This window comes from Virgisporangium aurantiacum, assembly GCF_016863635.1.
Lineage (GTDB): Bacteria > Actinomycetota > Actinomycetes > Mycobacteriales > Micromonosporaceae > Virgisporangium > Virgisporangium aurantiacum.
Genome location: NZ_BOPG01000023.1, coordinates 39282 through 60388 on the forward strand (window position 1 = coordinate 39282; position 21107 = coordinate 60388).

A 21107-nucleotide genomic window follows, 5' to 3' on the forward strand; every position below is an offset into this window, starting at 1 on the left:
CCATGCGTGGTGCCGGGGTGGACGTTCTGGTGGTGGGTGCGGGAATCGCGGGGCTGGCGGTGGCCGCCCGGCTGCACGAGTGGGGCGCGAACGTCGACGTCGTGGAGCGGGCGGGCGGGCCGTCGGTGATCGGCGCCGGGATCTACCTGCCGGCCAACGCCGTCCGCGCGTTGGACACGCTCGGGTTGGCGGGGCAGGTCGCCGCGCGCGGCGTGCGGATCATGCGGCAGCGGGTCAGCGACCACACCGGGCGGGAGTTGTTCTCGCTCGACGTCGAGGAGATCTGGGACGGTGTGGGGCCGTGCCTGGCCGTGCACCGGTCGGAGCTGCACGAGGTGCTCCTCGCCGGCGCGAAGGCGGTCTCCATCCGGTGGGGGCGGTCGCCGGTGTCCATTGTGGACACTGCCGATGGGGTGCGGGTCGTCTTCGACGACGGTACTTCCGGCGGGTACGACCTGGTGATCGGCGCCGACGGGGTGCACTCGGCGGTGCGGGAGACGGTGTTCGGGCCGTCTGCGGCCGCGCGGCCGGTGGGGCAGGTGGCGCGGCGGTTCGTCGCTTCCTCTCCTTCTTCCGACCCGGTGTGGTCGTTGATGATGGGGCGGGGGTCGGTGTTCCTGACGATCCCGATCGGCGACGGGCGGGTGTACTGCTACAGCGACGGGCCGGTCGCCGGGTACGCGGCGCCGGTTCCGGCGTTGCTGGACCTGGCTGTCGCGCCGCACACCGCGCCGGTGGAGGAGGTCGACCTGCCGCGGTGGTCGCGCGGGATGGTGCTGCTCGTGGGCGACGCCGCGCACGCCACGTCGCCGAACATGGCCGAGGGCGCGGCGATGGCGCTGGAGGACGCGATCGTGCTCGCCGACGCGTTGACGGAGTCGCGGACGCTGGCGGTGGCGCTGACGTCGTTCGAGGAGCGGCGCCGGCCCCGCACCGGGTGGGTGCTGGCACAGACCCGGCGCCGGGACCGGTTGCGGGTGCTCCCGGCTGGTATTCGCAACGCGGTGCTGGCGCGGGCGGGCCGGAAGATCTTCGTCCGGAACTACGCGCCCTTGCGGGAGTGGCCGTGATTCCTCGTGTGGGCGTGTTTCAGGAGGCGGTCGACATGTTCGGCTGATCGCGGGCCGGGGTTGACGATGCTGGCCCAGCTCTGGGTCCCGTAGACCGGGTGCGGGACGAACTCGTCGAACCGGGCGAAGTCGATGGCGTCGCGGCGGGCCTTGAACTCCTCGGGACCGTAGCCGAACAGGCGGCGGAACTCGTCGCGGCCGAGGTCGAGGTTGAGGCGGTAGACGCCGGACCGGTCGAGCTCCGACCGGTCGTCGAAGCCGGGGATATCGTGGCTGACGATGGTGGCGAACGGGTGTTTGCCGGGTTTGCCGTTGAAGAAGAACCAGTCGTCCCAGGCGATGTCGGGCACACCCAGCTCCGGGCCGGACTGCTGGCTCTCGACACCGGGCAACTCTTGGATCCGGTCGGCGAGGGCGGCCGCCGCGGGCGGGAACAGGTCGACGTGCCAGATCGCGTCGGCTTGGATCTCCGCGTCCAACGGGAAGTACTGCTGTTCGGGCGTGACGTCGGTGCGCGTGGTCCCTTGCGGTGCCTGGGTGAAGAGCGGACCGTGGCCGGCGCGCGAACACAGCGCACCCTCGAAGCTCCCGTCGGCAGGCGGCCCGAGGCCGAGCGCGGCGCTGGAGCCGAGACTGCCGACGATCACCGCGTAACGGTCCTTGAGGACGGCCGACACGATGGCGCCGGCGCTGGGCCATTCGAGGTCCATGCCGGCGAGGTGCCAGCGGCTGGGATTGCGTTGCAGGTGGCGGTTGTGGGCGGCGACGAGGATCCTGCCGGTTTCCTGGCTGCGGAGGTCCAGGATGTTCCGGGCCATGAGGGCGTCGCGGACGGCGAGCATGCGTGAGGTTCTTGCGGCTCCCGGCGCCGAACCGACGGCTCCCGGCGCGGGATCGGCAGCGGCTCCCGGCGCGGGATCGGCGGCGGCCGCGTGGTATCTCGGCGCGGGATCGGCGGCGGCCGCGTGGTATCTCAGCAGGCCCAGGGCGGCGATGCCGTTGACGCGGGCGCGGTGCCAGTCGGCCGCGTGGGCGTCCGGGGCGTGGACGTAGAGGGCGGTGAGGAGGTCGTCGGCCAGGGTTCGCAGGGCGACGGCGTCGGCGGTGCGGCCGACCGACCGGGCGGCGTCGAGCTGGGCCCGCGGGTCGGACCAGCGGGTGTCGTCGCCGACGAGGCGGTCGAGGTCCTCCGTTCCGGCCGGCCGGCGGTGCTCGGGCAGGTGATCGCGCAGGACGCGCAGGTACGGGCCGGGGCTGGCGGCGCTCATCATCTCCAGGGGCGCGTCGAAGCCGTGGAAGCTGAGCCGCTCGCCCTCCGGCCGGGACTCGTTGTACCCGCGCATCCACTCGGCAAGATTCTTCTCCCGACCGGTGGGCGCCTCGCCACCCCGCCCGTGGACGTAGTCGTCGACGGCAAGGCCGGCGACCCGATCGAACTCGACGGCGATCGACCGGAATCCCCGCGCGACGAGCCGCTTGAAGAGCTCGTCGCGGGCCCGGACGAAGGCCGGCTCCCCGTGGGTCGGCTCGCCGAACGCGAGCAGGTCGACGGGCCGTTGGTCGAGGAACCGGTCCAGGTCTGCTGCGGTTGACATGACCTCAACCGTATCTTTGAACCAGCTTTTGAAGCTTTTCCCCGTATCTACCCGGAGGCTTGTGCTGAAGGCTAAAACCGCGAGATACCGGCCGACCGACCTGGCCGCGGTGCACGGCATCTCGGCGCAGACGGTGCGGAACTACGAGGAGAGCGGGTTCATCCCGCCGGCGTCCCGGACGGACAGCGGCTACCGGGTGTACTCGTCGCTTCACGTGGCCGCGCTGGAGGCGTTCCTGGCCATGGTGCCGGGGTTCGGCTTCGCCGCGGCGGGCGAGGTCATGCGGGCCGTGCATCGGGGGGACCTGGACGCCGCGTTCCGGGTGATCGAGGCTTCGCATGCCCGGTTGCTGGCCGATCGCGCGACGCTGGACTCGGTGGAGGTGGCGGTGCGGGAGTTGAGCGCCGGTTTCGGCGGCGGCCCGCCCGCCGGCGCCGGTTTCGGCGGGGGCGCGCCCGCCAGCGCCGGTTCCGGCGGCGCGCTTTCGTCCGGGCCGGCGCGGGATCGGGCCGATGGGGTGGTGCCGATCGGTGCCGTCGCGCATCGGCTCGGTGTCACGCCGGCGACGCTGCGCAAGTGGGAGCGGGCAGGCATCCTGGTGCCGCACCGCGACCGCGGCACCCGTCACCGCGTCTACCGGGCCGCCGACCTCCGCGACGCCGACCTGGCCCACCTCCTGCGCCGCGGCGGCTACCCGCTCGCGCACATCGCCACCGTGCTCGACCACACCCGCCGGGCCGGCGGCGCCGAGGCGCTGGCCGCCTCCCTGGCCGACTGGCGGCAACGCCTCACCACGAGGGCCCGCGCCATGCTGACGGGCGCGGGCAACCTCGACAAATACCTCCGCCTGCGCGAATGACGCGGGGTGCGGGGTGCTCAGCCGCCGGCCATGGCGCCGACGACCAGGAACGGCTCCTTGCCCGCCGCCACCTCCTCGGGGAGTTCGGCGTCGGGCGCCTCGTTGGACAGGTCCTCCTCGCACGCGAAGAACCGGATGAACGCCCGCCGCTGCCCGGTCTGCCGGTCTCGGAGGGTGCCGCGCAGGGCCGGGTAGGCCGCCTCCAGCGCGTCGAGGACCCGGCGCTGCGTGACCGGGGCGGCGACGTCGAGCTCGACCTCGCCGGTGACCCGGGCCAGGTTCTTCAGGTGCGCGGGCAGGACCACGCGGATCACGGCAGCACCTGCACCTCGACGGACAGCACCGCCGGCAGGTCGCGGACGATCGCCCGCCAGCTGTCGCCGCTGTCGGCGGAGACGTACACCTGGCCGCCGCTGGTACCGAAGTAGATTCCGCACGAGTCGAGCGTGTCGACGGCCATCGCGTCGCGCAGGACGTTGACGTAGCAGTTGGCCTGGGGCAGGCCCTCGGTGAGCGGCTCCCACTCGTCGCCGCCGCCGCGGCTGCGGTAGACGCGCAGCTTGCCCTCGGGCACGTAGTGCTCGGAGTCGCTGGTGATGGGGACGACGTAGACCGTCTCCGGCTCGTGGGCGTGCACGGCGATCGGGAACCCGAAGTCGGTGGGCAGGTTGCCGCTGACCTCACGCCACTGGCCACCGGCGTCGTCGGTGCGCATGACGTCCCAGTGCTTCTGCATGAACAGCACGTCGGGCCGGGACGGGTGCATGGCCAGGCGGTGCACGCAGTGGCCGACCTCGGCGTCTTCGTCGGGAATGCCGCCCGAGCGCAGGCCCTTGTTGATCGGCAGCCAGGTGGTGCCGCCGTCGTCGGTGCGGAACGCGCCGGCCGCGGAGATCGCGACGTAGATCCGCTGCGGGTTCACCGGGTCGAGGATGATCGTGTGGAGGCACATGCCACCGGCACCCGGCTGCCAACTCGGCGCCGACGGGTGGGTGCGCAGCGCGGGCAGCTCCTCCCACTTGCCGCCGCCGTCGACGCTCTTGTACAGCGCGGCGTCTTCGCCGCCGGCGTAGACCGTGTCGGGGTCGTCGCGGGACGGTTCGAGGTGCCAGATCCGCTTGAACTCGAACGGGCGGGGCGTGCCGTCGTACCAGAGGTGCTCGCCGGCCTCACCCTGGTAGGTGAAGTCGTTGCCGACCGGGTTCCACGACCCGCCGCCGTCGTCGGACCGCTGGATGATCTGACCGAACCACCCCGAGGACTGTGACGCGTACAGCCGGTCGGGATCGGCCGCCGAGCCGTTGACGTGGTAGATCTCCCACCCGCCGAAGTGCGGGCCGCTGACCTGCCAGTTTTCCCGTTTTCCGTCGGCGGTGAGAATGAACGCGCCCTTGCGCGTACCCACCAGTACTCGAACGCCGGTCATGCCTGAGACCTCCTCGTCGTGGGCCTTCGGGCATCGTCGCGCAGACCTGTGACATTTCGCTGCCCGGAGCCACCCGTTAGGGTCGCCCCGTGGCCGTCCTCGATCATGTCGCGCGGCGGATGCCCGTTCCTACCAATGACGATTGCGTGCGGGTCGGAATCGACGGCCCCGACGCGTCCGGGAAGACTTTTTTCGCGGACGGCCTCGCCGCGACCCTGCGGGAGCGGGGCCGGCCGGTGGTACGGGTGTCGGTCGACGACTTCCACCACGTGCGGGCGGTGCGGTACCGGCTCGGCCGCGCGTCCCCCGAAGGCTTCTGGCTGCACGCGTTCGACTACGGTCGGTTGCGCACCGACGTCCTCGATCCGCTGGCCCCCGGCGGATCCCGCCGCTACCGGCCGCGGGCTCACGACCTGGCGACGGACGCGGTCCTCCACCCCGAACCGATCATCGCGCCGCCGGGCGCCGTGGTGATCGTCGACGGGCTCTTCCTGCATCGGGACGAGCTACGCGCCGCCTTCGACCTGACCGTGTTCCTCGACGTGCCGTTCGAGGTGACCGCGCAGCGCCTGGCCCACCGCGACGGCATCGTCGGCCCCGACCTGCACCGCTACGTCGAAGCCCAGCGGATCTACTTCGCCGCGTGCGCTCCCCGGGCAAGGGCCACGATCCTGATCGACAACACCGACCCGGCGATCCCCCGCCTGATCCGCCCGTAACGTCGCAGCCGACCGAGCCGATGACCCAGGTCGACGCCCGGTTTGCGGATCTTGGACTCCTCGCGGGGTTATGGCACCGCGGGGAGTCCAAGATCCGGAAACGGGCGCGCTAGGGTCGGGCGGATGTTCGTCGTGCATGGGCTGGTTGCGGCCGGGGGCCGGCTGGCCTGCTGGGCGGAGGCGGCGCCCACCGGGCCGTCCGGGCGGCGACGGAGCGTGCGCCGGGCCGAGCCGCACCCGTTCGCGGTGGCGCCTCCGGTCGGTGGCGAACCGGGCACGGAGGTGCTCACCCTGCCGTCGGTGGGGTCGGTTCCGCTCGCGTCACCGGAACTGGAGGGGATGCGACGGCCCAGCCGGGGCGAGGAGCGGGCACTGCCGTGGCAGGTGCCCGTCGTCCGGTTGGCGGCGGATGCCGATCTGGAGGCGATGCTCGCCGACGGCGATCACGGCAAGGGCGCGTCGGTGGGCTGGCTCGCCGACGTCGTGTGGTTCGCCGCCGACCTGGTGGCGCGGGGCCGGGTGCTGCCGGCGATCGTCGAGGGCGAGGCGCGCTGGCGCACGGTGCTCACCGGTCACGACGCGCACCGGTTCGAGGCGCTCCACCGGGCGATGCCGGGCGTGGCCCGCGCCGCGACGCCCGGCGTGGCGGCCGCGGAGGCGACCCGCACCGCGATCGATCGGGCCGCCGACAGCCAGGTCCGCGCGAAGGTGCCGGGCCCGCTGTTGCAAATACAGGGTGACGGCGTGGTGCACGCCTGGTTGGCCGCGCTCACCGGCACCGGGGCGAAAATCCACGGTGACGTCGCGGAGCTCCGCGAGCGCCTCGACCAGTGGGCTGACGGCGTACGGCCGGCGCCGCTGCGCACGTGTTTCCGGCTCGGCTTCGTCGACGAGTTCCCCGACACCGAACAGAGTGGCTGGCTGCTCGAGTTCCTGATGCAGCCGCACGACGAGCCCGGCCTTCTCGTGCCCGCGCACGACGTGTGGCGCGACGCCGCGTCGCCGCTGATGCGGTGGGTCGACTACCCGCAGGAGGTGCTACTGGCCGATCTGGGCCGGGCCAGCCGCCTGTATCCGGACCTCGTCGACGCGCTCCGGGCCTCGCCCCGCCCCACCGAGCAACGGCTGGACACCGCCGGTGCCTACCGGTTCCTCACCCACGCGACCGTGCTCTCCGAGGCCGGTTTCGGCGTGCTGCTGCCGGCGCAGTGGCAGCGGCGGCAGGAGTTCGGCCTCACCCTCACCGTCCATAGTGGACAACCGGCGCGGCCGGTGCTCCGGGACACCACCACGAGCCGGGACGCCGTGGTGCGGTTCCGGTGGGGGCTGGCACTGGGCGAGGAGTTCCTGAGCGAGGCCGACCTGGCCGAGCTCGCCCGGGCGAAGGTGCCCCTGATACGGCTACGCGGCCGGTGGGTGCACCTCGATCCCGAGCGGCTGCGCAAGGGGTTGGCGTTCCTCGCCCGGGGTGGCGCCGGCGAGATGACCGCCGGCGAGGCGATGCGGCTCACCCGCCTGTTCCCGGACGGCGACCTGCCGCTTCCGGTGTCTCATGTGGACGGTTCCGGTTGGGTCGCCGACCTGTTGACCGGACGGGCGAGCACCACCCTGGAGCTGATCGACCCGCCACCGTCGTTCCGCGGCGAGCTCCGCCCGTACCAACGGGCCGGCCTGTCGTGGCTGGCTTTCCTCGACGCGCTGGGCATCGGTGCGTTGCTGGCCGACGACATGGGGCTGGGCAAGACCGTTCAGGTGCTGGCGTTGGAGGCGTACCTACGCGCGACCGGGGAGCGCCCGCCCACGCTGATCGTGTGCCCGCTGTCGGTGCTGGGCAATTGGCGGAAGGAGATCGAGCGCTTCACTCCGTCCCTCAAAGCCTTTGTCTATCACGGCTCCGCGCGGACGCCGAGCCATGACGCGGACCTCGTTCTCACCACCTACCAGGTGGCCAGCCGGGACGCGGACGCGCTCGCCGGCGCCGAGTGGGACCGCATCGTACTCGACGAGGCGCAGCACGTGAAGAACGCGAGCGGCCTGACGGCGCGGGCGTTGCGGCGCATCCCGGCCCGGCACCGGGTGGCGCTGACCGGGACGCCGGTGGAGAACCGGCTCACCGAGCTGTGGTCGATCGCCGAGTTCCTCAACCCCGGAATCCTCGGCCCCGCAAGCATTTTCCGGGCCCGGTACTCGGTGCCGGTCGAGCGGTTCGCCGACGCCGACGCCGCGGCCAGGCTGCGCCGCGCGACGCGACCGTTCCTGCTGCGACGGGTGAAGACCGACAAGGCGGTGATCGCCGACCTGCCCCGCAAGCTGGACCGGCGGCAGTGGTGCAATCTCACGGCCGAGCAGGCGTCGCTGTACCAGGCGGTGGTCGACGAGTTGCTGCAGAAGATGCGCGAACGCAACGCCGGCGCGCGGCACAAGGGACTGGTGCTCTCGGCGATCACCAAGCTGAAGCAGGTGTGCAACCATCCGGCGCACCTGCTCGGCGACGGCACGCCGTTGGCCGGACGGTCGGGCAAGCTCGACCGGCTGGAGGAGATCCTCGGCAACGCCGTCGCCGACGGCGACCGCGTGCTGGTGTTCACGCAGTACGCGGCGTTCGGTGCGATGCTGGCGCCGTACCTGTCGGGTCGGCTGGGGTTGCCCGTCCCGTTCCTGCACGGCGGCACGCCGCGCGGCGCGCGCGACGCGATGGTCGCGGCCTTCCAGGCGTTACGCGAGCCGGGCGTGATGCTGTTGTCGGTGAAGGCCGGCGGCACCGGGCTCAACCTCACCGCCGCCAACCACGTGGTGCATCTGGACCGGTGGTGGAACCCGGCCGTCGAGTCGCAGGCCACCGACCGGGCGTACCGGATCGGGCAGGACCGCGACGTGCAGGTGCACACGTTCGTGTGCGTGGGGACGGTGGAGGAGCGCATCGACACGGTGATGTCGCAGAAGCGGGCGATGGCCGGGCTGGCCGTCGGCAGTGAACACGGCTGGCTGGCCGGACTGTCCACAGAGGACATCGCCGGCCTGGTGGCGCTGACACCGGAGGCGCTCGGTGAGTAGGTGGTCGGAACAGTTCGTCGGGATGCTCGAGTCGCTGCGGATGGCGGCGGTGTTCCAGCAGGGGCGCCGGTACGTCCGGGCCGGGCAGGTGCGGTCGCTGACGATCTCCACCAGCGTGGTGACCGGGCTGATCGTCGACGACGACGGCGACACGCACCGGGCGCGGGTCGGCGTGCGGGCGTACTCGGCGGCCGACTGGCGGCGCATCGAGCGCGCGCTGGCCGGTGAGGCGCTGTACCTGGCCCGGCTCCTGGCCGGCGACCTGCCCGAGGACCTCGACCGGCTGCTCGCCGGGTACGGCCTGTCGCTGCTGCCGACCGACCTCACCGAGATCGCGCTGGAATGCTCCTGCCCGGACTGGAAGCGGCCGTGCGGGCACCTCGCCGCCACCTGCTACGCGCTCGCCGAGCAGTTCGACGCCGACCCGTTCGGCATCCTCGCCTGGCGCGGCCGCGGCCGCACCGAACTCCTCGACAATCTCCGGGAGCTACGGGTCGCACCGCTACCGGCGATCGCCACAAAGCCGCAGCCGCTGCTGCTGCCGCCCACCGCCGGTTTCTGGACCGCCGGGCCGCGCCTGGAACCGCCCCTGGATCAGGTGGCCGGCAGCGTCCGCCGCCCCGACGCGGTGCTGGAACAGTTGGAACCACTGGGGTTGAGCGCCGGCCGGTTCGAGGTCACCGATGTTCTCGCCGCGGTCTACCACCGCCTCGCGTCAGGCGGGTAGCCGGGCCCGGAGGTCCGCCGCCGCCGGATGCTCCAGATCCTCCAGGATGGTCAGCGCCTGCCGCAGCGACAGCGTCGCCTGTGCCGCGGCGCCCGCCGCCCGCAACGAGTCGCCGAGGTGCACGAGCGTGTCGGCCTCGTGGAACCGGTCGCCGGCGTCGCGGTACAGGTCGATCGCCCGCCGGTAGGCCGCGGCGGCCTCGCGGTGCCGCCCGAGGTGGTGGTACGCGTACCCCAGGCTGTCCAATGTGGACGGTGCGACCTGCCCGCCGTCCTCCTGCAGCGCCACCGCGGTGCGGCAGTTCTCCAGCGCCTGCGGGTACTCCCCCACCAGCGCGTGGTACCAGCCGACCACCCCGAGCGACGCGGCGTACCCGGTCGGCTGGCCGGCGCCCTCGAACAGGTCCAGCGCGGTGCGGGCGTGGGCCAACGCCCGCCGGAACGCGCCGCCGCACTCCAGGGCCAGCGCCAGGTTGAGGTGACAGTACGCCTCGGTGCCGGCGTCGCCGGTCTCCCGGCACAGCGCGATCGCGCGGTCCAGGTGCGTGCGGGCCTCGTCGTGGCGGCCCAACCGGTTGCAGGCGCGGGCCATCATCCGGCGGGCGTGGATCTGCCCGGTGCGGTCGCCGGCCGATGCCGCGGCGGCGAGGGCACGCTGCTGGACGCCCGCGAAGTCGCGCCAATGGCCGCGCCAGTCGAGGAAGTCGGCCACCGCCCACGCCAGCCGCCACGCGTGGGTGGCGAACCCGTCGGCGGCGGCCTGCGCCACCAGCCCGACGAGCACGGGATGCTCCCGCTCGAACCAGGCCCGGGCGGCGTCGCGGCCGGGCAGCGGCTCGGGCGTCACCCCGGCGGCGGGCGGATCGAGGACGATGGCATCGCGGTCCGGGTGCAGCAGCACGGCGGCCCGGTGGGCGGTGTGCAGGTAGTGGTCGAGGCAGCGGCGGGCGGCGGCGCGGCGGTCGGCGACCGGGTCGGTGCGGCAGGCCCGCTCGGCGGCGAACGCGCGGAGCAGGTCGTGCAGCGAGTACCGGCCGGGGGCGTGCTCGGTGAGCAGGTGCGCGTCGGTCAGCTCGGCGAGCACCGGCCGGATCTCGTCGGGTGCCGTCCCGGCCAGGCTCGCGGCGGCGGGTGCCGACACGTCCGGGCCGGGGTGCCCGCCGAGCCGGCGCAGCAGCGTCTTGGCCGCCGGCCGCAGGCACTCGTACGAGCAGGACAGGACGACGCGGACGTCGACGGCCGCCTCACCGGCGTCGAACGGGTCGAGGCTGCCGCGGGCGCGGCGCAGCTCGTCGGTGATCACCGCGAGCGGGAACGCCGGTCGGGCGCTCGCCCGGGCCGCGACCACGGCCAGCGCCAGCGGCAGCCGGGCGCACAACCCGATCAGCTCGTCGACGGCGTCGGGCTCGGCGGCCACCCGGTCGCCGAGCCGGCGGGCGAGCAGGTCCCGGGCCTCGTCGACCGGCAGCAGGTCCAGGCCGAGCTGGTACGCGCTCTCCGTGGCGGCCAGGCTGGTCATCTGGTTGCGGCTGGTCACCACCGTGCGGCAGTCGGGGGTTCCGGGTAACAGGGGACGCACCTGGGCGGCGTCGCGCGCGTTGTCGAGTACCAGCAGCACACGGCGGCCGGCGAGGATGCTCCGGTAGAGGCCGATGCGCGCCGCGACGCTCGCCGGCACGGCGTGCACGGGCACCCCGAACGCGTCGAGGACGTCGCGCACCACCTCGGCCGGGTCGGCCGGCGGGCGGTCCGGGTCGAAGCCGCGGAGGTTGACGAACACCTGCCCGTCGGGAAACTGATCGGCGACGCGGTGCGCCCAGTGCACGGCGAGCGCGGTCTTTCCGACGCCGGCGGTGCCGGAGACGACGGCGACGGTCCAGTTCCGGCGGGAGCCGTCGAGATCGGCGAGCTGCCGCGCGCGTCCCGCGAACGTGCACGCGGCGGTCGGCAGCTGCCGCGGCGTCCGCTTGCCTGTTTTTTCCTGATCTTTGTCGACCGCCCGGCGGCCCTCCTGGGCGCGGTCGCGAGCGGTCGCGAGCGCGCCGCGCTCGGTCGGGGTCGCGTCGAGAAGGGCAACGAGGACGTCGAACCGGTCGGTCGGTGGCAGCACCTGCCCGCCGAAGTAGCCGGCGAGGATCCCGATTGACCAGCCGGTGCGCGCCGCGAGCGCGCGGTAGGTGACCTCCGGCCCACCCTGTTGGCGGGCCTGCCGGCGGCGCAACTGACGCAGTAGGTGGGCGAGATCCGTGGTGCTCGACACGGCACCGATGTGGTCCAGGCTCACGACCGGTGACGAGCCATTCACCATGCCGAGAACTCCATCACAACGATTCGACACATGTAAATGGCCGTATGGATGAGGTGACCCGCCCGGACCGGCGCGTCTGTTCCACCGATCCGGCCGGTCGGCGCTCAACGGTGTTCAGCGGTGTTCAGGATTCCCGGCGGCCCGGACCCGGCCGGGCAATCATCCGGCTCATCCGCACCGATGAGGGGAGACCCGTTGTGAACCTCTCCATCCGCCGCCGCTGCGCGGCCCTTCTGGCCGGCGTCCTCGCGGCCGTGTCACCGGCGACATCCGCCGCCGCCGAACCGGCCGGCCAGGCGGCGATCATCCCGCCACCGACCACCGAAACGCAGATCTACTCCCGGCTGTCGCAACTTCTCACCCCCGCGTTGCGGTCGGTGGCCGGCGACACCCAGGTCCGGACGCTGACCCGCACCGTCGCCGCCCGCCAGTTCGACGGCGACACCAACGCGCTGCTGTCGACCGTGGTGCAGGAGGCCGAGGAGAGCCACGTGGTCGACCCGAACGCCCCAGACTGGGTCGCCCTGAAGAACTCGATCGCCCAGTTCGGCAACATCAACGGGTACTCGTTCGACCCGCAGGTCTACATCCCCAACCTCGACGAGGGCATCGTCCCCGCCGCCACCGTCGAGATCGTGGTGTCGCCGCTGGACGAGTCGGCCGCCTCGGCGGAGAGCTACGTGCTCGACGGCAACGGCAACGCCGTACCGTCCGGGCACCTGGTCGACGAGACCTACGTCGAGACGCACGAGGTGTGGGTGCTGTCGGTCAACGAGCGGATCACCACCGGCGGCCCGCCGGTGCTCACCGGTGAGGTCGTCGCCGTGCCGGCGCCGCGCGTGTTCGGTCCGGAGTCGACGAAGGCCGGGACGCTCGCCGCGTGCAACCCGACCGGGCTGCGCAACAACCGGGGCCAGGAGTACCTGCAACGCTGGCGGGTGCCGAACAAGAGCGACTTCGGCGGCCTGTTCGAGGGCAAGCGCGAGATGAAGCTCGTCGCGATCGCGGGCAACGGCGCCGTCGTCAAGACGTACTTCTTCGGCAAGGTCAAGCGCAAGCACATCGACAACTGGCAGAACTCCGACCTGTACATCACCACCTGGGACCGCGCCGTGTGGGGCGAGTACATGGGTTACCAGTGGTACGAACTCGACGGCGGCAAGACCGTCACGTCGACGGTCACCGTGCCCGTGCAGGGCGGCGGGTCGATCAGCACCTCGGTGCAGACCCAGGAACGCGACGACGACGGCGGCAGCCACGCGGTGCTGTTCTCCGAGTCGACGTACCTGGAGTACGACACCGGTCGGGTCCGGTTCAACATGTGCAGCACCGGCGGCGACGGCGGGACCGGCACCGACAACCTCGCCTGCGGCGCGGTCGCGTCGGCGTCGAGCACGTTCTCCGGGTACTCGGCCGCCCGCACCACCGACTGCAACAACAGCACCGCCCTCGGCGGCCCGTACAGCTGGGCCAACAGCGCCAACACCTACCCGCCGAACAACCCGCAGTGGGTGCAGGCCGACATGGGCGTCGACAAGACGTTCCGCCGGGTGGTCGTGTACACCAGCCAGGGCTACCCGATCCGGGACTTCGACGTGCAGGTGTGGAACGGCGTCACGTTCGTGACGGTCGCGTCGGTCACCGGCAACACGCAGCTCTCGGTGCCGGTCACGTTCCCCGCGCGCACGTCGAGACTGGTGCGGATCCTGGGCCGTAGCGGCCCGAACCACCAGCTGAACTACGTCCGGGTCAACGAGTTGGAGGTCTACGCGGTCTGATCGGACTGCGGCCGGCGCCGGTTCTGTTCCGGCGCCGGCTCATCCCTGCGCCGGCTCTACTCCGGCGCCGGAGGGCCGAGCGTGATCGTGGCGCCGGCGGCGTGCAGGTGGGGGTGGATGCGGACGACGTAGTCCTGGGCCGCGTGGATCTCGATCGTCCGGCCGTCGAGCTCGCCGGCGAGCATCCGCAGCCGCGCCACCACCCAGGCACCCCAGGCCCGCTGGTACCAGCCCGGGGTGTCCGGGAGGTGCCACTCGTCCGGCTGCACCAGCCCGTGCTCGGCCGACACGATGAACCACGGCTTGCCGCTCTGCTCGGCGTACTCCCGCAGCTGCCGGAAGTACGGCGAGACGTAGAAATCACGGGCGACACGCGGACCGTCGGCCTTCTCGTAGACGCAGGTGACCAGCAACAGATCGAAGGACGCCACTCACCCATCCTGCCGCATCCACGTCCCCCAAAGTGCTTGCAATCTGCCACCGGTAGGTACTACCGTCCCGACGAGCGGTTGCGAACCACAAGCGGAAGGGGCCACCGTGCTGACGCAGGTCGCCGAGGGTGTGCTGATCCACCAGAGCGAGTTCCTTCTGAGCAACGCCGTTGTCGTGCCCGGCCCCGCCGGCGTGCTGCTCATCGACCCCGGGGTCACCGGCGCCGAACTGGCCTGCCTCGCGAAGGATCTGCCACAGACCGTGGTGGCCGGCTTCTCGACGCATCCGCACTGGGATCACGTGCTCTGGCACGCCGACCTCGGCGCACCCCCTCGCTACTGCACGGCTGCCTGCGCGGCCGCGGTCCGGGACGAGCTGGCCGACCCGGACGCGAAGGCGAACATCACCGAGCACCTGGCCGAGACCGAGATCGCCGGCCAGGTTCCGCTGGACCTGTACGGCCTCGTCACCGCCCTGCCGGCCGGCTCGGCGCGGGTTCCCTGGGACGGCCCCCGGGTCCGGATCATCGAGCATCAGGCGCATGCCCCGGGCCACGCGGCGCTGGTCATCGAGGAACACGGGGTCCTCGTGGCCGGCGACATGCTCTCCGACGTCCTGGTTCCGATGCTCACCCTCGACGGCGCCGCCGACCCGGTCGAGGACTACCTGGAAGCGCTGCGGCTGCTGGCGGACGTGGCGGGCGACGTCGATGTCGTCGTCCCCGGCCACGGGTCGGTCGGCGACGCCGATCAGGTGCGCGAACGGATCGAGCGGGACCGGGCCTACGTGCTCGCCCTGCGCGCCGGCACGGAACCCGACGACCCGCGGATCGGCCCGTCGGCCAAACCCGGCTGGGAATGGGTCGGCGACGTGCACACGTGGCAGGCCAAGCGCCTCACCCAGGGAACCGAGCCCGGATAGCCGCCGACGTTACAGGGGGGCTTTCAGTTGGGCCTTGATGTGGGCGCGTACGACGGGGACCATGTCGGTGCGGCAGTTTTCCAGGAGCCACTGGATCTGGAGGCCGTCCATCAGGGCCACCAGGTGGCGGGCGGCGGCCGGCGGGTCCACCTCGGGGCGTAGGGCGCCGGCCTCCCCGGCCAGGGCGTAGGCGCGTTCGACGCCGGCCACCGTGCGGCGGTAGCGGTCGACGAAGAACCGGTGGGCCGGGTGGTCGGGCGCGGTGGCCTCCGCCGACAGGACCGTGAACAGCTCGACGATGGCCCGGCGGCCGGCGTTCAGCCTGACCAGGTCTACCAGGCGGCGCAGGGCGTCGGTGCCGGTGGAGCCGGTGAAGAGTTCGCCGTCGACCTCGTCGCGGTGGGCGAGGACCGCCAGGAGGAGGGCCTCCTTGGTCGGGAAGTGGTGCAGCAGCCCGGGGTGGGAGATGCCGCTGCGGGTCGCGATCTCGCGCAGCGACGCGGCCCGGTAGCCGACGTCGCCGAACAGGGCGATGGCGTGGTCGAGGATCTCGCGCCGCTTCGCGCGGCCTTTGGCGTAGGCGCCCCGTGGGCTCTTGACGTCCATCACTCACCTTCCCGGTCGCCTCTCTCGGCGACAGGTCAGCTGCTGCCAGCCAATACTTACCAGGCGGTCGGTATTGAGGGTACGGTGTCCGGGTGCTGGATACGCGAGCCCCCTTCACCCTGCGCCGGGCCCGCATCGCGACCTCGACGTTGTTCGCGGTGCACGGCGTGGTCATGGGCTCGTTCGCGGCCCGCCTGCCGTGGGTGGCCGACCACGTCGGCGTGGGCGCCGGTGGGCTGGGCGTCGCCCTGCTGATGCCCGGGTTCGGCGCGATGCTGGCGATGCCGCTGTCGGCCCGGCTGACCCACCGCTACGACCTGCGCTCGCTCACCCGCGTGCTGATCGTGCTGTGGTCCGCGGCCCTGCTGATGCCCGGATGGCCGACCACCCTGCCGCTGCTGTGCGCGACGCTGCTGGTCTACGGTGCCTGCGCGGGGCTCGCCGACGTGGCGATGAACGCCCACGCGGTGGTCGTCGAGGACGGGTACGGGCGGTCGGTGATGTCGGGGTTCCACGGCTGGTGGAGCGTCGGCGGGCTGGTCGGTTCCGGCATCGCCGCCCTCGTGGCGCGGGCCGACGTGGACGCCCGCATCCACTTCACGACCGTGTCGCTGACGCTGATCGTGATCGCGCTGCTCGCGTCCAATTGGCTCTTCCCGCACCGGCAGGAGGAGACCACCGACGCCCCGCCCGCCTTCGCGCTGCCGACGAAGGCGCTGCTGCCGATCGGTCTGGTCGGGCTGTGCGCGGTGTTCGCCGAGGGCGCCGGCCTGGAGTGGTCGGCGGTGTTCGTGCGCGACGTGCTCGACCACCCGGCCAGCACCGCGGCCGCGACGGTCGCGGTGTTCTCGGTGAGCATGGCCGCCGCCAGATTCGCGGGCGATGCGGTGGTCCGGCGCCTCGGGCCGGTCACGGCCGTCCGCATCGCGGCATTGTTGGCGACGATCGGAGCACTCGCCGTCGTGCTCTCGAAACACATCGCGGTGGTGGTCGGCGGGTTCGCGCTCGTCGGCATCGGCATCGCGGTGGTGGTGCCGTTGGCGTTCGCCGCCGCCGGCCGGGTCGGCGACAACCCCGGCCGCAGTCTCGCCGCCGTCGCCGGGATCGCCTACGGCAGCGGCCTGGTCGCGCCGGGCATCATCGGCGGGATCGCGCACCTGTCGTCGCTGACCGTGTCGTTCGTGTTCGTCGTCGTCCTCACGATCCTGATGGGGATCGGCGCGCGTACGCTGCGTCCCGCGTCCGTCAAACCTGAAGGAGTCGCGCCGTGACCGATCCGCTCTACCTCGACCCCGACGCGGCTGTGGCCGACCGGGTGGCCGATCTGCTTTCCCGCATGACGCTGCCCGAGAAGGTCGGGCAGATGCTGCAACTGCCCGCGCATCAGGGCCTGCGGGAACTGGTCGAGGAGATGCACGTCGGTTCGATCCTGCACACGCCGCCGGCCGCGCTGGCCGAAGCGGCGGCGCTGGCCGCGCAAACGCGGCTGCGGATTCCGTTGCTGGTGGCCGAGGACTGCATCCACGGGCACTCGTTCTGGCGCGGGGCGACGATTTTCCCGACGCAGCTGGGCATGGCGGCCACGTGGGACCCCGGTCTCGCTGAACGCGTCGCCCGGGTGACAGCCGTCGAGGCGTCCGCCACCGGCATCCACTGGACGTTCTCGCCCGTGCTGTGCATCGCCCGCGACCTCCGGTGGGGACGGGTGAGCGAGACGTTCGGCGAGGACCCGTTCCTCATCGGCGAGTTCGCGGCGGCGATGGTGCGCGGCTACCAGGGTGACGGGTTGTCGGACCCGACCGCGATCCTGGCCTGTGCCAAGCACTTCGCCGGCTACTCCGAGACACAGGGCGGGCGCGACGCCAGCGAGGCCGACATCTCCCGCCGCAAGCTGCGGTCGTGGTTCCTGCCGCCGTTCGAGCGGGTGACGCGCGAGGGCTGTCGCACGTTCATGCTCGGCTACCAGTCGATGGACGGCGTGCCGATCACGGTGAACTCGTGGCTCCTCGACGAGGTGCTCCGCGGCGAGTGGGGCTACACCGGCACGCTGGTAACCGACTGGGACAACGTCGGCCGGATGGTGTGGCAGCAACGGGTCTACGCCGACCACACCGAGGCGGCCGCCGCGGCGGTGAAGGCCGGCAACGACATGGTGATGACGACGCCGCAGTTCTTCGCCGGCGCGCAGGACGCCGTCGCCAAGGGTCTCCTCGACGAGGCCGACGTCGACGCGGCGGTGGCCCGGATCCTCACGCTGAAGTTCGAGCTGGGCCTGTTCGAGGACCCGCGCGCGCCCCGTGACACCGCGGTCATCGGGTCCGCGGCGCACCTGGACCTCGCGCTGGAGGTCGCGCGGAAGTCGTTGGTGCTGTTGACGAACGACGGCACGCTGCCGCTCGCGGCCACCGGCGAAAAGACGATCGCCGTGATCGGGCCGAACGCCGACGACGCGCAGACCCAGCTCGGCGACTGGGCCGGCTCGTCCGGGCAGGCCGACTGGCTCACCGACGGCCAGCCCCGCGAGATGATCGAGACGGTGCTCGACGGGTTCCGCGCGGTCGTCCCTCCATCGTGGACGGTCACCCATGAACGCGGCGCCGACATCCTGACCGTGGGCGTCGACCCGGAGGGCACGCACTTTCCGGACGGGCAGCCGCGGCCGGAGGTCGTGATCCCTTCGCCTCCGGACGATGCGTTGATCGACGCCGCGGTCGCCGCGGCGGAAGCGGCCGACTACGTCGTCGCCGTCGTCGGTGACCGGATCGAGCTGATCGGCGAGGGCCGCTCGACCGCGACGCTGGACCTGGTCGGCGGCCAGATCGCGCTGCTCGACGCGCTGGCCGCGACCGGTACGCCGATGGTCGTCGTGGTGATCGCGTCGAAGCCGCTGGTGCTGCCGCCGTCGGCGCTGAACGCGGCGGCGATCGTCTACGCGTTCAACCCCGGCATGCGCGGCGGCCGGGCCGTGGCCGAACTGGCGCTGGGCCTGATCGAGCCGGCCGGCCGGCTGCCGATCACGTTCGCCCGCCACGTCGGCCAGTTGCCCGTCTACTACAACCAGATCCCCGGCCAGCACGGCACCCGCTACGCCGACCTGACCCAGACGCCCGCCTTCGCGTTCGGCGACGGGCTCTCGTACACCACGGTCGAGTACGGCGACCTGCGGGTCTCGACGCCGGTGGTCTCCACCGACGGCACCGTGCGGGCAGAGGTGACCGTGACCAACACCGGCGACCGGCCGGCGATCGAGACCGTGCAGATCTACGTGCGCGACACCGTGACGTCGGTGACCTGGGCCGAGAAGGAGCTCAAGGGCTACCGACAGGTGTCGGTAGCCCCCGGCGAGGCCGTGACGGTGCCGATCGAGCTCCCGGTGGCCGCGTGCACGCTGGTCGACGCTACGGGCCGCCGGATCGTCGAGCCCGGCGCGTTCGACCTGCTGGTCGGCCCGTCATCGCGCGACGAGGTCCTGCTGCGCGCGACGTTCACCGTCGCCACGTGACCGCGGGGCCCGGTCGCCGTGGCCGGGCCACCAGGCGGCGTGCCCGATGAGTGCGGTGAACGAGGGGACGAAGAAGTAGGACATGACGAACGCGGAGAGCACGATGCCGATGGCGACCGCGAAGCCCATCTGCTGCAGGAACGAGATCGGTGCCAGCATCAGGACGCCGAAGGTGCCGGCGAGGATGAGGCCTGCCGCGGCGACGGTGGGTCCGCCGTGTTCGACGCCGAGTGCGGCCGCTTCGCGTGGTTCGTGGCCTTCCCGGGCTTCTTCGCGTAGTCGGGCGATCATGAGGATGTTGTAGTCGGTGCCGATGGCGACGACGAACAGGTACAGGATGATCGGCAACTGGAAGCTGACGCCCGGCTTGTCCTGCAGCCCCTGGAAGACGTAGACCGTCGCGCCGAGCGTCGCGGCGAAGTTGAGCAGCACCGCGATCACGAGGTAGATCGGTGCGACCAGGCTGCGCAGCAGCAGGGCCAGGATGATGGCGATCAGCACGGCGGCCACCGGCAGGATCACCGACAGGTCGCGGTTGTTGGCCGTGTTGATGTCGGCGAACACGGCGGTCGTTCCGCCCACCAGTGCCCGGGTGCCGGCCGGTGCCTTGCCGTGCAGGTAGTCGCGCAGGTCGTCGCGCACGAGTTCGATCGCCTCGTTCGACACCGGGTTCATGTTCAGCAGCACGTCGATGCGCACGACGCCGGGCTGGCTGCCGGGCACGGCCGCCCGCACCTGGCCGACGCCGGGCCCGCCCTTGGCCGCCGCGGCGAACTCCTCGATCGCCTGCGGGGCGAGCGGTGACCCGTCGATGGTGGTGAGGTACACCTCGGTCGGCTGGGCGGCACCCGCCGCGAACGCCTTTCCGAGGTCCGCCTGCGCCAGCGCCGACTCGGTGTCCTGCGGGAAGCCCGCGCTGAAGTCGTAGTCGGCCTTGTACATCAGCACGCCGCTGGCGAGCGCCACCAGGATCAGGCCCGATACCGCCGCGGTGAGGGCCGGCCGGTTGCCGACGAGGACGCCGAGTTTGCGGGAGAGGCTGGCCTTGGGCTGCTTCTGCCAGGCTTTGGAGGGCCAGAAGACGAAGCGGCCGAGTTTGGAGACGATGGCGGGGATGAGGGTGAGTGAGGTGATGAGCATGACGCCGACGGCGATGGCGAGGCCGGGGCCGAGGGAGCCGAAGAAGCCGAGGGAGGCGAGGAGGAGGACGAGGAAGGCGACGACGACGGCGCCGGCGGCGGAGGCGATGACTTCGCCGACGCGTTCGACGGTGGTGACCATGGCGGTCTTTTTGTCGTCGCCGGCGCGTAGGCGTTCGCGGTAGCGGAAGAGGATGAACAGGATGTAGTCGGTGCCGATGCCGAACAGGACGATGAGGAGGATGGTTTGGAGGTCTTGTCCGACGTTCCAGTCGAGGGCTTTGCCGACGATGCCGATGACGCCGGTGGTGACCGACAGGACGATGCTGATGACGACGATGGGTAGCAGGGCCGCGATCGGGCTGCGGAAGATGACCAGGATCAGCCCGATGATGAGCACCACGGTCGCCGCGCCGACGAGGGCGAACGCGCTGTTGAACGTCTTCTCGTTGTCGACGTACATCGCCACGTCGCCGCCCACCCGGGCGGTCAGGTTCGTGCCCGCGAGGTCGTCGGTCAGCGCCGACCGCAGGTCGCGGATCGCGTCGAGCAACGCCGGGTCGTCTGGCGAGTCGGCCTCCAGGCCCACGGTGATGAGCTGGATCGACCCGTCCGGTGCGCGCGTCTCGGGGCCGGTGACGAAGCCCTGGGTGCGGTCGATGCCGCGGGCCTTGAGCTTGGTGGCCACCGCACCGACCGCCGCGCTGTCCGCGTCGGTCAGCGGCGCGCCGTCGGAGCGCTTGACCACGATCAGCGCGCTCGCGGTCGCCTGTTGCGGGAACGCCTTCTGCGCCAGCGCGATCGCCTGCACCGACTCGTACTTGTCCGGCAGGAAGTCGCTCTGCTCCGCCGACGTGATGTCGCTCAACGACGGCGAGAGCCCGATGATCGCGGCGGACGCGACCAGCCAACCGGCGATCACCCACCAGGCCCTGCGCACGACAAATCTGCCCAGCCAGCCGAACATGTGAT

General features: G+C 72.0%; 16 protein-coding genes. 9 read left to right on the forward strand and 7 right to left on the reverse strand.

Going from position 1 to position 21107, the window contains the following annotated elements:
* Positions 1-2 precede the first annotated feature (2 nt).
* Positions 3-1070 (forward strand): FAD-dependent monooxygenase, encoded by a 1068-nt coding sequence (locus Vau01_RS17415; RefSeq protein ID WP_203993575.1) that lies wholly within the window; start codon positions 3-5, stop codon positions 1068-1070.
* On the opposite strand, the gene Vau01_RS17420 is transcribed toward Vau01_RS17415, so the two are convergent.
* Positions 1043-2665 carry a DUF6194 family protein gene (locus Vau01_RS17420; RefSeq protein ID WP_203993577.1) on the reverse strand — a complete coding sequence of 541 codons (1623 nt, stop codon included), beginning with the start codon at positions 2663-2665 and terminating at the stop codon, positions 1043-1045. The two genes, Vau01_RS17415 and Vau01_RS17420, sit on opposite strands and share 28 nt — an antisense overlap.
* A 61-nt stretch (positions 2666-2726) precedes the next feature.
* Here Vau01_RS17420 and Vau01_RS17425 point away from each other — a divergent pair, with 61 nt between their 5' ends.
* Positions 2727-3524, forward strand: coding sequence for a TioE family transcriptional regulator (locus tag Vau01_RS17425; protein WP_239151661.1), 798 nt, complete (start codon positions 2727-2729; stop codon positions 3522-3524).
* Positions 3525-3541: 17 nt separating this feature from the next.
* On the opposite strand, the gene Vau01_RS17430 is transcribed toward Vau01_RS17425, so the two are convergent.
* Together Vau01_RS17430 and Vau01_RS17435 are read right to left on the reverse strand one after the other, a co-directional pair.
* Positions 3542-3838, reverse strand: coding sequence for a MoaD/ThiS family protein (locus Vau01_RS17430; protein ID WP_203993580.1), 297 nt, complete (start codon positions 3836-3838; stop codon positions 3542-3544).
* Positions 3835-4950, reverse strand: a complete 1116-nt coding sequence (locus Vau01_RS17435; RefSeq protein ID WP_203993581.1) for a WD40/YVTN/BNR-like repeat-containing protein — start codon at positions 4948-4950, stop codon at positions 3835-3837. Before Vau01_RS17435 ends, Vau01_RS17430 begins: the two co-directional genes overlap by 4 nt.
* A 146-nt stretch (positions 4951-5096) precedes the next feature.
* Here Vau01_RS17435 and Vau01_RS17440 point away from each other — a divergent pair, with 146 nt between their 5' ends.
* From Vau01_RS17440 to Vau01_RS17450, 3 genes are all read left to right on the forward strand, one after another.
* Positions 5097-5669: a nucleoside/nucleotide kinase family protein gene (locus Vau01_RS17440; RefSeq protein WP_239151662.1), complete on the forward strand. Its 573-nt coding sequence runs from the start codon at positions 5097-5099 to the stop codon at positions 5667-5669.
* A gap of 123 nt (positions 5670-5792) precedes the next feature.
* Positions 5793-8723: a DEAD/DEAH box helicase gene (locus Vau01_RS17445; RefSeq protein WP_203993583.1), complete on the forward strand. Its 2931-nt coding sequence runs from the start codon at positions 5793-5795 to the stop codon at positions 8721-8723.
* Entirely contained in the window at positions 8716-9450 is a 735-nt protein-coding gene (locus Vau01_RS17450; protein WP_203993587.1) for an SWIM zinc finger family protein, read from the forward strand. Before Vau01_RS17445 ends, Vau01_RS17450 begins: the two co-directional genes overlap by 8 nt.
* On the opposite strand, the gene Vau01_RS17455 is transcribed toward Vau01_RS17450, so the two are convergent.
* The gene (locus Vau01_RS17455; protein WP_203993590.1) at positions 9439-11757 is read right to left on the reverse strand and encodes a tetratricopeptide repeat protein; all 2319 of its coding nucleotides are present in this window, start codon (positions 11755-11757) and stop codon (positions 9439-9441) included. The genes Vau01_RS17450 and Vau01_RS17455 overlap by 12 nt on opposite strands.
* Positions 11758-11954: 197 nt before the next feature.
* Between Vau01_RS17455 and Vau01_RS17460 the strand changes: the two genes are divergently transcribed.
* Positions 11955-13535, forward strand: a complete 1581-nt coding sequence (locus tag Vau01_RS17460; protein ID WP_203993593.1) for a discoidin domain-containing protein — start codon at positions 11955-11957, stop codon at positions 13533-13535.
* 56 nt (positions 13536-13591) lie between these two features.
* On the opposite strand, the gene Vau01_RS17465 is transcribed toward Vau01_RS17460, so the two are convergent.
* Positions 13592-13966 (reverse strand): DUF6884 domain-containing protein, encoded by a 375-nt coding sequence (locus Vau01_RS17465; protein WP_203993596.1) that lies wholly within the window; start codon positions 13964-13966, stop codon positions 13592-13594.
* Between the two features lie 106 nt (positions 13967-14072).
* Between Vau01_RS17465 and Vau01_RS17470 the strand changes: the two genes are divergently transcribed.
* The gene (locus Vau01_RS17470; RefSeq protein WP_203993599.1) at positions 14073-14888 is read left to right on the forward strand and encodes an MBL fold metallo-hydrolase; all 816 of its coding nucleotides are present in this window, start codon (positions 14073-14075) and stop codon (positions 14886-14888) included.
* Between the two features lie 9 nt (positions 14889-14897).
* Here the strand turns inward: Vau01_RS17470 and Vau01_RS17475 are convergent, their stop codons facing one another.
* Positions 14898-15494, reverse strand: coding sequence for a TetR/AcrR family transcriptional regulator (locus tag Vau01_RS17475; protein ID WP_203993602.1), 597 nt, complete (start codon positions 15492-15494; stop codon positions 14898-14900).
* A gap of 92 nt (positions 15495-15586) precedes the next feature.
* Between Vau01_RS17475 and Vau01_RS17480 the strand changes: the two genes are divergently transcribed.
* Positions 15587-16765: an MFS transporter gene (locus tag Vau01_RS17480; protein WP_239151663.1), complete on the forward strand. Its 1179-nt coding sequence runs from the start codon at positions 15587-15589 to the stop codon at positions 16763-16765.
* Entirely contained in the window at positions 16762-18996 is a 2235-nt protein-coding gene (locus Vau01_RS17485; protein WP_239151664.1) for an exo-beta-d-1,3/1,6-glucosidase, read from the forward strand. The genes Vau01_RS17480 and Vau01_RS17485 overlap by 4 nt, the downstream gene beginning before the upstream one ends.
* Here Vau01_RS17485 and Vau01_RS17490 read toward each other — a convergent pair.
* Complete coding sequence (locus tag Vau01_RS17490) at positions 18946-21102, reverse strand: MMPL family transporter (RefSeq protein WP_203993605.1); 2157 nt, start codon at positions 21100-21102, stop codon at positions 18946-18948. The two genes, Vau01_RS17485 and Vau01_RS17490, sit on opposite strands and share 51 nt — an antisense overlap.
* Positions 21103-21107: the final 5 nt, after the last annotated feature.

Excerpts from the sequence above, each read along its gene's own strand:
- Vau01_RS17415 (WP_203993575.1), top strand. The coding sequence starts at position 3 with ATGCGTGGTGCCGGGGTGGACGTTCTGGTGGTGGGTGCGGGAATCGCG.
- Vau01_RS17420 (WP_203993577.1), bottom strand. The coding sequence starts at position 2,665 with ATGTCAACCGCAGCAGACCTGGACCGGTTCCTCGACCAACGGCCCGTC.
- Vau01_RS17435 (WP_203993581.1), bottom strand. The coding sequence starts at position 4,950 with ATGACCGGCGTTCGAGTACTGGTGGGTACGCGCAAGGGCGCGTTCATT.
- Vau01_RS17445 (WP_203993583.1), top strand. The coding sequence starts at position 5,793 with ATGTTCGTCGTGCATGGGCTGGTTGCGGCCGGGGGCCGGCTGGCCTGC.
- Vau01_RS17455 (WP_203993590.1), bottom strand. The coding sequence starts at position 11,757 with ATGGTGAATGGCTCGTCACCGGTCGTGAGCCTGGACCACATCGGTGCC.
- Vau01_RS17475 (WP_203993602.1), bottom strand. The coding sequence starts at position 15,494 with ATGGACGTCAAGAGCCCACGGGGCGCCTACGCCAAAGGCCGCGCGAAG.
- Vau01_RS17490 (WP_203993605.1), bottom strand. The coding sequence starts at position 21,102 with ATGTTCGGCTGGCTGGGCAGATTTGTCGTGCGCAGGGCCTGGTGGGTG.